The organism is Geminocystis herdmanii PCC 6308 (genome assembly GCF_000332235.1).
GTDB lineage: Bacteria > Cyanobacteriota > Cyanobacteriia > Cyanobacteriales > Cyanobacteriaceae > Geminocystis > Geminocystis herdmanii.
The window spans coordinates 3,817,071-3,833,226 of sequence record NZ_CM001775.1 but is presented as its reverse complement, the minus strand read 5'-3'; the positions used below and the strand labels follow the sequence as shown (position 1 = coordinate 3,833,226).

Below are 16,156 nucleotides of genomic sequence, written 5' to 3'. Positions count from 1 at the left end.
ATCACTATATCATAACTATTCTTAACAAATTTATTATGTCAAAAAAAGCTATTGTTTTATTTTCAGGAGGTTTAGATTCCGCCACCAGTGCCGCCATCGCCCTTACACAAGGTTATGAAACCATCGCCCTGTCATTCCGCTACGGACAAAAACACGCCAAAGAATTGGAAGTAGCTCAAAAATTAGCCCCCAAATTAGGCATCTCCCAACATCATATCATCGATGTAAACCTTTCTCTCTGGGGAGGTTCTTCCCTTACTGACAACAATTTATCTATTCCCCAAGAAGGCGTTAAATCTGATGTCATTCCCTCTACTTATGTGCCGGGGAGAAACACCGTTTTTATTGCCATCGCCCTTTCTCTGGCAGAAGCAACCCAAGCAGAAGCTATTTATTTAGGCATTAATGCCATTGATTATTCTGGTTATCCTGATTGTCGCCCCGAATATTTACAGGTTTTTCAACAATTAGCCAATCTCTCCTCTAAAGTTGGTGTTGAAGGAAAAGCACCTCAATTAATTGCTCCTTTAGTCACCATGTCTAAGGTAGAAATTCTGAAAAAAGCCCTCGAACTAAATGTACCGATCGATGAAACTTGGTCGTGCTATCAAGGAGGAGAACTACCTTGCGGAGTCTGTGATTCCTGTCGTATTCGTAATGATGCTTTACTCAAGTTAGGTATTGAAACACTTAATAACTGATTAATTAAGGCTTGGGGAAAAGTTCGATCGAATTTCATTTAGATTAATTGTTATAGTACTAATGAACCCCATTTTCTAAGTCGGAAATGCCTTGAAAGTCCAGCTTCTCCTAATGATTCTAGTTGAGCAATAGAGAACGATCGATCAAAACTCACGCTAATATAGATAAACTAAGTAATAAAACTTAAAGATAGTTAATGTTTATCAATATTTATCAACTAAAAATTAAGCAATATATAGAAAATAACTTGTTATTCGGGAATAAACTCACCCCCGAATTATTTGCCATCCTAACGGTATATTTTGTACAGGGTATTTTAGGATTAGCTAGACTTGCCGTCAGTTTTTTCCTTAAAGATGACTTAATGTTATCCCCCGCTCAAGTTTCCGCTTTAATGGGAGTAGCCGCTATTCCTTGGGTGACGAAGCCCATTATCGGTTTTTTAAGTGATGGAAAACCCCTTTTTGGTTATCGCCGTCGCAGTTATTTAATTCTTTCTGGTATTTTAGGTTCGATGGCATGGTTAAGTTTAGGTACGATCGTACATAATGCTTGGGGTGCAACTATTGCCATCTTATTTACCTCCCTCTCCGTTGCCATGAGTGACGTAATTGTGGATTCTGTGGTAGTAGAAAGGGCAAAAAATGAATCCTTAGTTAAATCTGGCTCTCTACAATCTCTTACATGGGGAAGTTCCGCTTTAGGTGGCTTAATTACAGCCTATTTCAGTGGTGCATTATTACAGCAATTTAGTAACAATATCGTCTTTCTAATTACCGCTTGTTTCCCCTTATTAGTCGTAGGTATCGCAGGATTAATTATCGAAAAACCTGTAGAAAAAGAAACCATATCTAACCCTTTTCAAGGACAAATTAAGCAATTATGGCAAACCATTACCCAAAAATCCATTTTAGCACCAGTTATCTTTATCGCTCTTTGGCAAGGTACACCTAGTGCCGATTCTGCCTTTTTCTTCTTCTCTACCAATGAATTAGGATTCACCCCCGAATTTTTAGGCAGAGTTAGACTGATTACCAGTTTAGCCTCTCTTATTGGGATATTATGTTATCAAAATTGGCTCAAACAAATTTCCTTCCGTGTCATGTTAGGGTGGAGTGTGGTGTTATCTTCCCTATTGGGCATGACAAGTTTAATCTTAGTTACTCATTTTAATCGTACTTTAGGCATTGATGATCACTGGTTTAGCTTAGGAGATAGCCTTGTGTTAACGGTAATGGGACAAATTGCCTTTATGCCTGTATTGGTTTTGTCTGCTCGTCTTTGTCCTGAAGGTATCGAAGCGAGTTTTTTCGCCCTTTTAATGTCCATCTGGAATTTAGCAGGGTTATTGTCTCATGAATTGGGCGCTTTACTAACTCATTGGTTAGGAGTAACTGAGACTAATTTTGAGCATCTTTGGTTATTGCTACTTATCACCAATTTATCGAGTTTACTACCCTTACCACTGCTAAAATTATTACCTAATGAAGACCCTCAAATGCACAATTCTTTGAAAAATTTACCTGTATCGGAAATTTATGAACATCATACCCCCGGAGGGATGTTAGGTCAAGATATAATGCCAGAAGTTGTTTTAAGTAACATTAAAGAGTTAGGAGTTGAAAAAAAATAGGAAAACTTTGAAGACACTAAGAGGGGAAGATTAATTCCTTTACATTAAAAAATTGGGAAGATAGGGAATATACTTTAAATTTATGTCAAGCTCAAGATGTCATCAAATCTTGCTTATTTCCTGAGTTAAGTTTAACCGCCGAGCAAGTTTTTCAAGTCGGGCAATAATTAACGAAGTAAGGAGTAAGAAGTAAGGAGTAAGAAATTGCTAATTTGTGCTTGACATTTGAAAAATAGTTGATATACTTTCTTAATCGTCGATCGAATTAACCATGACATTGATTCGATCGATCAGAGTAAAGTACTTAAAATTAAGAATTTTTGATTATATATTTTAAAGTGTGTATTTGATAATTAGTTACTAAATTTTTGGGAGTTGTTTAAATATTTCTGTGTCTATTTTTAACTATAATTCCGTCAATTCAGAAAACATTAATGATGATTTAGCCGGGGAAGATTATACCCCTATTTTAGTATTGAAAGAATTAGTAGCGAGTTTACAAAAAGAACAAAATAAAATCCAAAATTTACTTAGTTCTTTAAGTTTTGCCCTCCGTAGTTTTAATAATTTGAATCAATTTTTAGAATTAACCCCTTTAATGGTAGCAAGGGTAACGGATGGTGAAGGAGGGGCTTTAATCCTTTATGGGAAAAATAATCAAGTCAAATTAGAACAAATTTACTGTCAAAATAATCAGTATCGTGATGAAATAATTAATTCATTTGAAACTGTCGTCAAAGATATTAATATATACTTAAAAAAAAGAGAAAAAAATGTTAATGATTTACCTGAAATAGATTCTTTATCATCTTTTATTCAAGATAAATTTCAAGAAAAATTGTCCCCTATTTTAAAAATTTTTAGTACCCCTATTTTAATTAAAAATATTGAAAGGGGAAGGCTATATATTTTTAGTCAAGATGCTGATTATTTATGGACTCAAACCCGTAAAAAACTAGCTCAATTAGTCGCTGATCAAACTGCGGTGGCGATCGCAAACCATGAGTTAACAGTTGAATTACGATCGAAAGAGCGTCAAGATCGAGAATTAGAGATTGCCTCAGAAATTCAATCCCGATTATTACCAAGAAAATGTCCTATTATCAAAGGTTTACAGATAGCCGCCAAATGCCAGACAGCTAATCGAGTTGGGGGAGACTACTATGATTTTATCCCCGTCAATTATGATCAATGGACAGAAAATACATCTGACATCAATAATGCTCCTTGTGAACCTTGGAGTATTGTCATCGGCGATGTGATGGGTAAAGGTGTACCCGCAGGGTTAATTATGACAATGACAAGGGGAATGTTACGAGCCGAAGTCTTAAACCGTCATTCTCCAGCACGGGTATTAGAGCATTTAAACAGAGTAATGTACGCAGATTTAGATAATTCCCATCGTTTCGTCACCTTATTTTACTCCGAATATGATCCTCAAAGTCATACTTTAAGATATGCTAACGCCGCCCATAATCCACCTTTGTTATGGCGTAAACAAACACAAAAAATTATTCGTTTAGATACAGATGGAATGTTAATTGGGTTACAATCTGATTCCAAATATGAGGACGATCGTATTAACTTAGAATTAAATGATATTATTCTTTACTATACCGATGGTTTAACCGATGCCGTAAACCAAAATAATCAGAGATTTGACGAAGATAATTTACATCTTTGTTTTGATTATGCCTGTCAAAATTATGACTCGGCGGAGGAGATTCTTCATTATATTTTCCGCAAAATTGAAGAATTTATTGGTTTTGGGCATAAAAACACTGATGATATGACTCTTATTGTAGTAAAATTTGACCCCAACGATTCGATCGTCTGTGCTGTCAGGCAATAGTTTTTTCTTCTATTTCACAGTATTACTAAATGTTGTAAAATTAAATGTATATTTTATTGAATAATAGTTGATGTGAAAATAGATGACAGAAACGAAAATTCGTAACTACTATGTAGATGAAGCAGGGGATTTAACATTATTTGATAAAAGAGGAAAGGTAATGTTAGGCAAAAATGGAGTTTCTAATACTTTTATGATAGGAGTTGTTAGACTATCAAATCCTATTTTAGTCAAAGAAACATTAGACAAATTAAGAGATAATTTATTACTTGATCCCATATTTAAAAATATATCTTCAATGCAACCATCAGCAAAGAAAACGGCTTTACTTTTTCACGCAAAAAATGACCATCCTCAAATACGTCAAGAGGTTTTTAACATTTTAGGTCAATTTGAAGCAAAAGTACAAATTGCTATTAGGAGAAAAAGTGAATTAATTAATTATGCTAAACATCTTCAAGAAGATAAACAAGAGAAATTATCAGAGGAGAAAATTTACGATAGTTTAGTGACTTTGTTATTTAAAAATATGTTGCATCAAGCCGATGAAAATAGAATTATTTTTGCTAGATTAGGTACATCTGAAAGACGAGAATCCTTAGCTAATGCTATTAGAAATGCTAAAAATAATTTTAACCAAAAATGGGGTAAAAATTATGATTCACCAACAATAATTGATGTAAAAAAATCTTCAGAAGAAGTAGGATTACAAGTTATTGATTATTATCTATGGGCGTTACAAAGATTATATGAGCGAAACGATGATAGCTTTTTCTTACCTTTAGCCCTCAATTATTCCTTAATTGTAGATGTAGATGATAAACGAAAAAGATGGTCTGGAGAGTGGTATTCTAAAAAAAATCCTTTAACCTTAGAAAAGATAAAGCCCTTAATAAGCTAGGTTCAAGGGGACTTGCCTCTCGAACACCCGGCATGAAGCCGACTTTCACCTACTAGCGAGCTTACTTTTATTATATACAGTTTTTGTCAAAACTGATGAGATTTTTTTGTAAATACACCTAAATAAGCTGTAAAAATCTTGGAATAATGGGGATTTAAAAGCAATTAGCGGAAATTTGTGGGTTATAGCTATTACTTATTACTTATTACTTATTACTAAACTTCAGAACAATTTTATCCTGAACTTTTTTTATTCATCCCACTTTTCAACTACGAGCAAATCACTAACAGGATCTTGCATAGAGAAACCGAAAGCTAATAACTCAGACTTCAAAAAAGACCACTCATTACCGAATAAGAGAGCTACTTTACCGATACTATCATGAGGTTGAATAATTTGTGAATTGACAAGAGAAGATACTTTTTGTTGCAACTTCACCATAGGGTGAATAACTTGCTTTGTAGGCATAAAGTTGATACTTTTAATAAAACGATAATAAATGAACAGGTAACATATTCATTCTCTACCTAAATACGAGAAAGTATAAAACTATTTATTGATTCTGGAAAAATCTCGTTTAGGAGGGAATTTTTTGCTACTGTAGTTATGAGCAACGGTGAATAGAAAATTGTTGCCATATGCTAACACTAATTATCATAACATATTTTTTTTCCATTCGATCGAACTAAGAGCAAATTATTTTATTTTTCTTGTTAAACAATGAATTTACCTCCCCACGCCCAAGACGTTAAAACTTTATTTAATCAAATTGCACCCGTTTATGATCAAATGAATGATGGTTTAAGTCTGGGTATCCATCGCATTTGGAAAGCCATGACAGTGAAATGGAGTCAGCCTTCTAATGGCGGATTAGCCTTAGATTTATGTTGTGGCAGTGGGGATATTACGTTTTTAACAGCAAAACAGATGAGAAACGGGAAGGTTATCGGGGTGGACTTTTCTTGTGAATTATTAACTGAGGCAAAAAGAAAACAAGCGGGAAAATTTTTAGTTAGTGATGTGGAATGGTTAGAAGCGGATGTGTTAGATTTGCCTTTTGAGGATAACTATTTTGATAGTGCCACTATGGGTTATGGTTTAAGAAATGTGATAGACATACCCACTTGTTTGCTCGAAATTAAACGGGTTTTAAAGCCTTGTGCTAAAGTGGCAATTCTCGATTTTCATAAACCCGAAGCGGATTGGATAGCAAACAGTCAAAAATGGTATTTAGATAACGTAGTAGTGAGAATGGCGGATTTTTTGAATATCAAAGCCGAATATGAGTATATTTACCCTAGTTTAGAGCGTTTTCCTGACGGGAAAGAGCAAATTAATTTAGCTTTGAATGCAGGATTCAACAATGGGATACATTACCCCCTATTAGGTGGTATAATGGGAGTTCTAGTATTAACTAAATAGCAGTTTACAAGTGGAAAAATCAAGAAACTGCTTATAGCTGATAGTGATATTGTTTATTGTTAATTATTGAGAATGCCCATAGAATTTAGTAATTGGTGGCAAATAATTATTCCCCCTGTCGCAGGTTCAATTATTGGATATTTTACCAACGATTTAGCTATAAAAATGCTATTTCGTCCTTATAAACCGCTATATTTTTTTAAGAAACAATTACCCTTTACTCCGGGTTTAATTCCTCGTAATCAAGAGAGATTAGCGAAAAGAGTTTCTGATACGATTATGAGTTCGTTATTAACTCCTGATGAGTTGCAAAAATTGGCAAAAAGATTATTGCAAACAGAAAGAGTGAAAGGTGCTATTTTATGGTTATTACAGTTAGCTTTAAAACAAATTAAAGAAGATAAAGAACAAAAAACTGCTAAAATTTTAGCAGATATTTTAAGAGATTTGTTTGGGGATTCTTTACCTAAGTTATTAAAAGTTATTGCTAGAAAAGATGAGTTTTTACAAAAGCAAATAGATCAAATTTTCGATCGAATCTTACTAGAGTTTAAATTAACGGAAATTCAAGCTAGACAACTATCTGACTGGTTATTGGAAGTAATTTTTGCCCCGGATTTATTACGTTTAGCTTTGATTAACTTTTTGAGCGATCGAAATATTAGTGTTATTGATGATGGTTTCAAAGAAAAAACAAGCGGTACTTATTGGGTAGTGGCTAATTTATTCGGTGTAAAAAATGCTTTAAGTCGTCTGCGAACTTTTTGTTTAGATGAAAAAGAAATAGCTAATACAAGAATCAAAGAGTTATTACTATCTTTGGAAATTAGAAACAGATTAAAAGAGTTTTTTCTAACTTTTTCTTTACAAAATTTACCCGTTGCTACGGTTAATCAATTACGTCAAACGACTAATAAAGCAGTACGGGATTATATTCAAGAAAAAGGAGCAAATTTTATCCATGAATTTAGTAGTTCGATCGAGTGGCAGAAAGTCTCAATCTTAATTATTAATCGTTTACAGGCTTCCAGTGTCGTTAGCAATTCTTTAGGTTTAATTAGTGAAGAATTAGCCCTAATTTTAGAGCGTTATTTAGAAGAAGATTTAGAAAAAATTGTCGCAGAAGCCATCCCCATTTTATCGATCGATCAAGTTATTATCGATCGTATTAAAGCAACAACTCCCGAAAATTTAGAGGAAGCTACCCAAAGTATAGTTAAAAGTGAATTACAGGCGATCGTCAATTTAGGGGGAATTTTAGGCTTTATCATCGGTGTTATGCAAAGCGTCATATTGTTTATGAAATAATTTGCGCTACTAATTCTCAATTCTCTATTAGTTGCTAAAATTGTTGAGTTATCAAGATTACCTCTTTATTGAGAAAACCCTAATTATGAAAATCTCTATTATTGTTGCAAGTACAAATACAAATTTAGCCCTTGCGCAACAACTTAACACCATCGCTTTAGAAATGGGGCAAACAACCCAAATCATTAACTTAGTCGAAGAAATTTTACCTTTATACACAACTAAAGTTCAAACTCAACAAGGTATTCCTGATAAAGTCAAAGAATTAGCTCAAACCTTGATGAATACCGATGCCATGATTTTTGTTGCCCCCGAATATAACGGAGGCATCCCTCCCACTTTAACGAATGCGATCGCATGGTTAAGCGTAAGCGGTGACGATTGGCGAGGATGCTTTAACGGTAAACCTGCCGTAATTGCCACCCATAGCGGAGGCGGTGGGCAATACGTTTTGTCAGCCATGAGAAATCAGTTAGCCTATATAGGAATGAACGTAGTAGGAAGACAAATTTTAACCACCAATAGTAAACCCCTCAATTTAGATTCTGCTAGGGAAGTGATCACACAATTGATCAAGTTATCTTCTTAATCTATATAAAATATTTGTTATCCGTTTGTAGTGAGGGTTTTAACCCTTACTCATCAATTCACTTTTAATCAATCATACTAATTTTATAGACAAATATCCATTCAATTAGCTTTATGGTTATATTACGAAGTCCACTATCGAATCCTTAATCCTTTCGATGAAATAATCTAATAACTAATTAAGCGTCAAGGAATTGTACAATATAAATTTGAGAAAGTTTAACACAAGTACTGAGTAATGGATATTAAAGACGGCTTTGTAGGAACTATTGGCAATACTCCTTTAATTCGCTTAAACAGTTTTAGTGAAGAAACAGGATGCGAAATCTTGGGAAAAGCGGAGTTTTTAAATCCGGGAGGTTCTGTGAAAGACAGAGCCGCATTATATATAATTCAAGAAGCTGAAAAGCAAGGGCTATTAAAACCGGGAGGTACAGTGGTAGAAGGCACTGCTGGAAATACGGGGATCGGTTTAGCTCATATCTGTAATGCTAAGGGTTATAAGTGCGTCATCGTCATTCCTGAAACTCAATCTCAGGAAAAAATGGACGCTTTAAGAACTTTAGGCGCTGAAGTTCGGGCTGTTCCTGCTGTACCCTATAAGAATCCGAATAATTACGTTAAATTATCGGGGAGGATTGCACAGGAAATGGATAACGCCATTTGGGCAAATCAGTTTGATAATTTGGCAAATCGTCAAGCGCATTATGAAACAACGGGGAAGGAAATATGGGAACAAACTGACGGTAAAGTCTCCGCTTGGGTAGCCTCTACGGGTACGGGAGGAACTTTTGCAGGGGTTTCTCTATTTTTGAAGGATAAAAATCCTGACGTTAAATGTGTTTTAGCTGATCCTCTTGGTAGTGGCTTATATAGCTATGTTAAAACAGGGGAAATCAAAATAGAAGGCAATTCCATCACTGAGGGCATTGGTAATAGTAGAATTACCGCAAATATGGAGGGCGTAACCATCGACGATGCTATTCAAGTTACAGATCAGGAAGCCGTCAGGGTAATTTATCAGTTATTACGCAAAGAAGGCTTATTTATGGGAGGTTCGGTTGGTATTAATGTGGGAGCGGCAGTTGCTTTAGCTAAACAATTAGGACCGGGTCATACGATCGTAACAGTATTATGTGATGGTGGAGGACGTTATCAATCTCGTCTTTATAACCGTGAATGGTTAGAATCCAAAGGGCTTTTTATTTCTGAAAACCCGTGAAAATGAACAAGGGGGATAAACCCCCTTGCTACTCCCGTCTCCTGTTGTTCCCTTTCTCCAATTAATATTATACTTTAAATTGAGCAATTTTGGAAAATTATGCAATTTATTCGCCAACAAATCGTTCCCTTCGTGACAATTTTGATCGCCTTATTCGCTTTAGTCACCGTGTCTGCTCGTAGTTTTATTGATGCTGATTTGGCACAACCAGCACCCTTAGAACAATTAACTACTAATTCATCTTTAAGTAATCCTTAATTAATAATTCGTTACATTAAAATCTATGAAAATATTTTTTTTGATGGTGTTTGGTTTAAGTACTTTGTTGGTAGGGTGCGATCGCGCTACCTTAGATGGATTAAACTTAAAAGTAAATGCTGATATAAAATCTGGTTATGACAAAGAGTCAGAGGAAGCAAATAAAGATCAATCTTCTGAGACTTCCATCGAAATGACTGATAAAACTCCCTCGGAAATGGCGGAAAGTCTGACTAAAGCGGTACAAAAAACTATTGAGACAAAAAAAGAAACTCAATCCACAGAAAAAGTTGCGGAAAATAAACCAGTATCGGAGAATAATGTCAAGAATGATGCCGATGAACCGATGCCGTTTAAGGAAATTGCTCAATGTTCAAAAGCGGGAATTACTGCTAAAACTAACGAAATTTTTTACGCCGATAACTCTAATGTGAAGTCGATCGATTCCAAAAACGAAAAACAAGTAAAAGCATGGAAAAAAATCTATAGTCAAGTAGAGCAAGAATGTAATAAATAGGGGTTGTTGAAAAAGTTTTCTGATGATGATAGGTGTTAGGTATCAGGTGAAATGCAAACTGTCAATTTATAATTTATAATAATTGCATTTTTAAAATTATCAAAACTATTGTAGAAAAGCCAAAATTTTGAGTTCAATTTATTGAACGTAAGCTGTTAGCCGTGTAATTCATTACACGGTGAGTGAATAATTAACAACTAATTCCTCATTCCTCATTCCCCATTATGACTGAACCGATTATCGAATTAAAAGGCGTTTGTAAAGCCTTTGGAGATAGAGTTATTTTGGATCATGCCGATCTCAAAATCTATCCCAATGACGCTTTAGTGATTATAGGACCTAGTGGAACGGGAAAATCTACCATTTTAAGACTAATTGCTGGTTTAACCGAACCTGATGAGGGGGAAATTTATGTGAAAGGAAAGAAAAGAATCGGCATGATTGATGATCATCAAGAACTCATGGCGATTAGTATGGTATTTCAACAAGCGGCGCTATTTGATTCTTTGACAGTGAGAGAAAACATCGGTTTTTCTTTATATCAACATTCCAAACTTTCCCATCACAAAATCGAAGAAATAGTCGATCGAACCTTAGAAATGGTAGGGTTATCTCCAGAAACCGCAACTCTTTATCCTGCGGAATTATCAGGAGGAATGCGAAAAAGAGTCAGTTTTGCGAGGGCAATTATTTTTAACCCAGAAAAAGAAGAAGAAAGACCCGAAGTTATATTATATGATGAGCCAACCGCAGGACTAGACCCCATTGCTTCCACTGTAGTAGAAAATTTAGTTGGTCATTTACAAAGGGCTTTTTCTGGCTCTAATGCCTATGTGATGGTAAGTCATCAAAATAGCACCATTCGCCGTACAGGAAAAAGATTAGTTTTTTTGTATGACGGGAAATTTCAGTGGGAAGGTCATGTCAATGAGATTGATAATACTGATAATGCTTTAGTTAGACAATTTTTTAGTGCGAGTACCGAAGGACCTATAAAATAAGCTGAAACACATCTAAATTTAGTAAATAAATCTAAAAAATCAATATCTGATAATTTTGAGTCAAATCTTAATATTATTTTATCGATAGATTATATAATTCGATCAAAGAATTGAAGATAAAAAAATCAATTAGGATATATTTTTTGTCAATTATTTAACTTAATACCTAATACCTGACACCTGACACCTTTACAGCACCAAAAATTTTATGGTTCACTCAGGTTCTAACTGAGGTAATATCAAATTATTTCCTTGCTGAGTATAATTTATAATAATAGTTTGAGATTCTGTGTAAACTTTACGGGATGAAATGTGATGCGATCGAGATTATTTAGAGAAGGTTCAGTGGGTTTATTCTTATTACTAGGATTAGCTGTTTTTGGGGGTATCATCTTTTTCTTGAAAGGTTATAAATTTCAAAACGATACCTATCAATTAAAACTACTATTTGAAAACGCAGGGGGATTGAGAGAAGGGGGGAGAGTTTTTTTTCGAGGAGTGGGAGTTGGTAGGATTGTGGGTATTAATCCTAGTAGTAATGGAGTGGAAGTTGTCACAGAAATTGCCAATGGTTTACAGATTCCCACAGACATTAAAGTTTCCACCACTCGATCGGGTTTATTGGGAGATGTTAGTGTTAATTTAATCCCCCAAACAGAATTAACAGAAGATGCAAAACAAATTAGTCCATTAAGTGAAGAATGTACCAATCAACAATTAATTCTTTGTAATCAAGAAACAATCAATGGTCAAGCAAGTCCCGATTTAGTGGAAAGTTTAAGCCGTTTAGCCAATCGATTTGACGATGATAGCTTATTTAAAAATATCAATGATGCAGTGTTAAACATTAATAAAGCAGGAGAAAAAGTTGCTAAATTAACCGATGAGATGTCTTCTTTTACAAACACAGCTCAAAAAGATTTAGCCTCCATTTCTCAAGCCGCCAATAAAGTAGGTAACACAGCACAAGATTTTTCTCGCACTGCCGACTCTTTTGCTCGTACTGCCGATATTACAGGAGAACAAATTAAACTTTTAAGTGAAGATTATCGTACTATCCCCGCCGAAATTACCACTCTTACCACGAATCTTAATCAAGTTATTAATGATAATCGATCGAGCCTCAGTAGTGCCATCGCTAGTTTGAGTGAAACCACAAAAAATGTGAGTCAACTAGCACAAAATACCGATCAATTAGTCACCAGAGTTAATAATAGTGCTGATGTGGAAAAAATTGCTAAAAATCTCGAAACCAGTAGCGCCAACCTCACAGAAATAAGTAATAACCTCCTCACCCTCTCTAAAGAATTAAACAATCCCACCAATTTAGTCACCCTACAACAAACCCTCGACTCCGCTAGAGTTACTTTTGCAAACACCGCTAAAATCACATCTGAAATAGAGGAGTTTACAGGTGATCCCGAATTTAGGAGAAACTTAAAAAATTTAGTCAACGGATTAAGTAATCTGGTTTCCTATACAGAATTTTTAGAAAAACAGGTAGAATTAGCCACTGTATTAGAGGAAATTAATGATTATGAATCGAAAGTAGAAAAAGGTGAATTAATCGTCAAAATTCAAAAATAATTAAGAATTAAGAATTAAGAATTAATATCCAATTCCCTAACACCCCTCAGCCCAACACCCTAACCCCCTACCCTCATTTATGATTGAATCAAGTTATGTAAGTGCGATCGTAGCCATGAGTGTTGATGGTAAAATTAGTATCGCATCGGATAAACCTGCAAGATTTAGTAGTAAAGCTGATTTAGAACATTTAGAAACTCAAATATCTGGCTATGATGCGATCGTATTTGGAGGAAATACTTTACGAGCCTATGGTACAAGTTTAGTAATCAAAAATCCTCAATTATTAAAACAAAGACAAGAAAATAATCAATCATTACAACCATTAAATATAGTTTGTTCACCATCAGGGAATATTCAACCCATATTACCTTTTTTCTCTCAATTTTTACCTCGTGGATTGTTAACAACCCCAGAAGGTTTAATCAATTGGCAAAAAAATATTAATAGTTTTAATACCATCAATAATGATAGTTTTTTTGATAAAATCTTTACTTTTAATACTCCTTTTAATTGGACAGATATTTTTGAGCAATTATATAATTTAAACTATAAAAAAATTGGTATTTTAGGAGGAAGTCAATTAATATCCTCTTTACTAAAAGAAAACTTAATTAATGATTTATGGTTAACTATTTGCCCTTTAATTATCGGCACAAAAACCGCTACTAATTTACTAGATAATAGGTTATTTAATAGCTCGATCGAACTTAAATTAATCGAAGTAAAACAAATAGATCAAGAAATTTTTTTACACTATCTTGTTAATGGAGAATTGAGAATTGAGAATTGAGAATTGAGAATTGAGAATTGAGAATTGAGAATTGAGAATTGAGAATTTAAAACTTCAAACTTCAAACTAACAAATTTTAACCTCTCTCTGTCTCCCTGTCCACCTGTCTCCCTATTTCCCTATGTAGGTTCGCCGAAAATGATGACCGATCGAGTAATTTTCTGCATTACTTCAGTGGTAACATCACTAACCGCTAAACCACCAGCAGTGCGACGGCGGACAGAGCGTAAGATAACAAGATCATAGTCATATTTTTCTACCGTGTGTAGAATAGCTTGGGCTGGATTGGGATAGCGTAATGTTTTAATCGTAACAGGTATTTGAGAAGCTATCTTTTCCATCGCAGTATTTAAAGCAGATTTGAAGGTTTCAATTTGATGCTTTGTCACTTTTCGATCGTGCACATGAAGCAAAGTTAAACTAGCTTGATTATTATTAGCAAAAATCGAAGCAAAACGAATAGTATTAAGGGTTTTTTGATCTATATTTTTGACAGGTACAAGAATTTGATGGATATTGATGGGATCATCTAATAATTGCACCACAGCAACAGGACAATGAGAACACCAAAAAACATTGTCAATCAAGTTACCAAATAAACGGGCTTGAATGGTACTATTAGGACTCCAACCCATAACAATAAGATTAGCTTGATTTTCCCTAGCGGTACGACTAATACCTTCGGCTAAGTCGTCATCAATACGAATAAGGGGTTTTAAAGATACTGCAAATTGTTCACTATATTGTTTCGCCCTTGTCAATAACTTATTACTATTGCGTAAGGCTATATTTAATTCAGGTTCGTCCATGTGAACATGAGCTTTTACAATAGATAAAGGTATCACTAAACCTCCTTCCGATCGAGCTAAAATCGAAGCAATTTCGATCAACATTTTCTCGGTTTGAGGGTTGGAGATAGGTACAACCACAGAAAAAAGAGCACGAGATTGTTCTTGAGTAATAACTTCGTCATCATCAGGTATATTAACAGAGTTAATCAGAGAAACATCCACATCAGGTTGAAATAACTTACGAGCATATTTTCCTGTTAAAATAGGACCAACTACGGAGGTTATTAACATCATTACAATTACCGCATTAAATACCGCATCGGATAATAAACCTGCTTCTACTCCCACTAAAGTAGCCGCCAGAGTAGCCGCCACTTGAGGTAAGGATAATGACCACATAGTTAAACATTGATCCCAACTATACTTATATAGTAATTTGGGAATTAAAGCCGCTAAAAATTTTCCTAAAAATAATCCTCCCACGATGGCAAGGGTTAAGAAAAATTCTTCCGTTAAGGTGGAAATAAAACCAGATATTTTGAGGATAAGTCCGATCGAAACGAAAAAACATGGTATAAATAGAGTACTCCCCACAAACTCGATTTTTTCTTTAACAGGTCCTTTTCCTACCACATCATTAATGGCTAAACCTGCTAAAAATGCACCTACAATCTTATCCACATTGATTAATTGAGCGCCGACGGAAGCCAAAAACACCGCTAATAAAACGAATAAAAATTGATTGCTTTCTTCATCTCCTGTGCGTCTAAAATACTCTTTCCCTACTCGATCAATGCCCCATAAAACCCCAGCGCAATATAAAGCTAAACTACCTAACTGTATAATCAAAGTACCAAGGGTAAATTCTCCACCATGAATAGAAACACAGATAGCCAACACCAACAAAGCGCCAATATCCGTAAAAATAGTTGCTCCAATGGTGATAACTACTGATTCGTTACCCACCACACCTAAACGGTTAACAATGGGATAACCTAAAAGAGTATGGGAAGCTAACAACGAACCGAGTAAAATAGAAGAATTTAGCCCCATGTTAAAGGTTAAACCGATTAAAGTACCAATTGTCAGAGGAAAAATAAAAGTACAAAACCCGAAAGTCAGAGAACGATTTTTACTCTTACGGAAGTCTTCCAAATCAATTTCTAACCCTGCCACAAACATTAAATAAATTTTGCCGATGTCTGCTAAGAGTTTCACCGATTCGCTTTTTTCATCAAGTAATCCTAAACCTTCACCGCCAAAAATAACTCCAGCGACTAATAAACCAACTAACCCCGGTAATTTAATTTTTTCAAAAATGGGAGGAATAGTGACAATTACCAATAACAGAATGGTAAAGGTTATTAAAGGACTATCGGGAATTGTCTTTAAAAATTGTTCCATGAATATTTTTATAATTGAGAATTGAGAATTGAGAATTGAGAATTGAGAATTGAGAATTGAGAATTGAGAATTGAGAATTGAGAATTGAGAATTGAGAATTGAGAATTGAGAATTGAGAATTGAGAATTGAGAATTGAGAATTGAGAATTGAGAATTGAGAATTGAGAATTGAGAATT

General features: G+C 34.7%; 15 protein-coding genes. 13 read left to right on the top strand and 2 right to left on the bottom strand.

From position 1 onward, the window contains the following. Positions 1-35 precede the first annotated feature (35 nt). The 4 genes from queC (at position 36) to SYN6308_RS19170 (ending at position 5,088) form a co-directional block, all read left to right on the top strand. A complete protein-coding gene (gene queC, locus SYN6308_RS19185) occupies positions 36-701 on the top strand; it encodes a 7-cyano-7-deazaguanine synthase QueC (protein WP_017296078.1) in 666 nt (221 codons plus the stop codon). Positions 702-898: 197 nt separating this feature from the next. Continuing rightward, a complete protein-coding gene (locus SYN6308_RS19180; RefSeq protein WP_017296077.1) occupies positions 899-2,335 on the top strand; it encodes a folate/biopterin family MFS transporter in 1,437 nt (478 codons plus the stop codon). Positions 2,336-2,726: 391 nt separating this feature from the next. Beyond that, positions 2,727-4,187 carry a GAF domain-containing SpoIIE family protein phosphatase gene (locus tag SYN6308_RS19175; RefSeq protein ID WP_017296076.1) on the top strand — a complete coding sequence of 487 codons (1,461 nt, stop codon included), beginning with the start codon at positions 2,727-2,729 and terminating at the stop codon, positions 4,185-4,187. A gap of 82 nt (positions 4,188-4,269) precedes the next feature. Then, entirely contained in the window at positions 4,270-5,088 is an 819-nt protein-coding gene (locus SYN6308_RS19170) for a DUF3800 domain-containing protein (protein ID WP_017296075.1), read from the top strand. Between the two features lie 249 nt (positions 5,089-5,337). Here the strand turns inward: SYN6308_RS19170 and SYN6308_RS19165 are convergent, their stop codons facing one another. Next, positions 5,338-5,556, bottom strand: a complete 219-nt coding sequence (locus SYN6308_RS19165) for a DUF4327 family protein (RefSeq protein ID WP_017296074.1) — start codon at positions 5,554-5,556, stop codon at positions 5,338-5,340. A 252-nt stretch (positions 5,557-5,808) separates the two neighbouring features. Here SYN6308_RS19165 and ubiE point away from each other — a divergent pair, with 252 nt between their 5' ends. The 9 genes from ubiE to SYN6308_RS19120 all read left to right on the top strand — a co-directional run bounded on the left by ubiE (position 5,809) and on the right by SYN6308_RS19120 (position 13,784). Continuing rightward, entirely contained in the window at positions 5,809-6,510 is a 702-nt protein-coding gene (ubiE, locus tag SYN6308_RS19160) for a bifunctional demethylmenaquinone methyltransferase/2-methoxy-6-polyprenyl-1,4-benzoquinol methylase UbiE (RefSeq protein WP_017296073.1), read from the top strand. A 72-nt stretch (positions 6,511-6,582) separates the two neighbouring features. Beyond that, entirely contained in the window at positions 6,583-7,818 is a 1,236-nt protein-coding gene (locus SYN6308_RS19155) for a DUF445 domain-containing protein (protein WP_017296072.1), read from the top strand. A gap of 85 nt (positions 7,819-7,903) precedes the next feature. Then, positions 7,904-8,407 (top strand): NADPH-dependent FMN reductase, encoded by a 504-nt coding sequence (locus SYN6308_RS19150; RefSeq protein WP_017296071.1) that lies wholly within the window; start codon positions 7,904-7,906, stop codon positions 8,405-8,407. A gap of 237 nt (positions 8,408-8,644) precedes the next feature. Continuing rightward, positions 8,645-9,628, top strand: a complete 984-nt coding sequence (locus SYN6308_RS19145; protein ID WP_017296070.1) for a cysteine synthase A — start codon at positions 8,645-8,647, stop codon at positions 9,626-9,628. A gap of 99 nt (positions 9,629-9,727) precedes the next feature. Then, positions 9,728-9,886 (top strand): hypothetical protein, encoded by a 159-nt coding sequence (locus SYN6308_RS25210; RefSeq protein WP_017296069.1) that lies wholly within the window; start codon positions 9,728-9,730, stop codon positions 9,884-9,886. 25 nt (positions 9,887-9,911) lie between these two features. Then, positions 9,912-10,403 carry a hypothetical protein gene (locus SYN6308_RS19135; protein WP_017296068.1) on the top strand — a complete coding sequence of 164 codons (492 nt, stop codon included), beginning with the start codon at positions 9,912-9,914 and terminating at the stop codon, positions 10,401-10,403. 224 nt (positions 10,404-10,627) lie between these two features. Then, complete coding sequence (locus SYN6308_RS19130) at positions 10,628-11,404, top strand: ABC transporter ATP-binding protein (RefSeq protein WP_017296067.1); 777 nt, start codon at positions 10,628-10,630, stop codon at positions 11,402-11,404. A gap of 315 nt (positions 11,405-11,719) precedes the next feature. Then, entirely contained in the window at positions 11,720-12,991 is a 1,272-nt protein-coding gene (locus tag SYN6308_RS19125) for an MlaD family protein (RefSeq protein ID WP_017296066.1), read from the top strand. A gap of 79 nt (positions 12,992-13,070) precedes the next feature. Next, entirely contained in the window at positions 13,071-13,784 is a 714-nt protein-coding gene (locus tag SYN6308_RS19120) for a RibD family protein (protein WP_017296065.1), read from the top strand. A 119-nt stretch (positions 13,785-13,903) separates the two neighbouring features. On the opposite strand, the gene SYN6308_RS19115 is transcribed toward SYN6308_RS19120, so the two are convergent. Then, the gene (locus tag SYN6308_RS19115; protein ID WP_017296064.1) at positions 13,904-15,979 is read right to left on the bottom strand and encodes a cation:proton antiporter domain-containing protein; all 2,076 of its coding nucleotides are present in this window, start codon (positions 15,977-15,979) and stop codon (positions 13,904-13,906) included. Positions 15,980-16,156 lie beyond the last annotated feature (177 nt).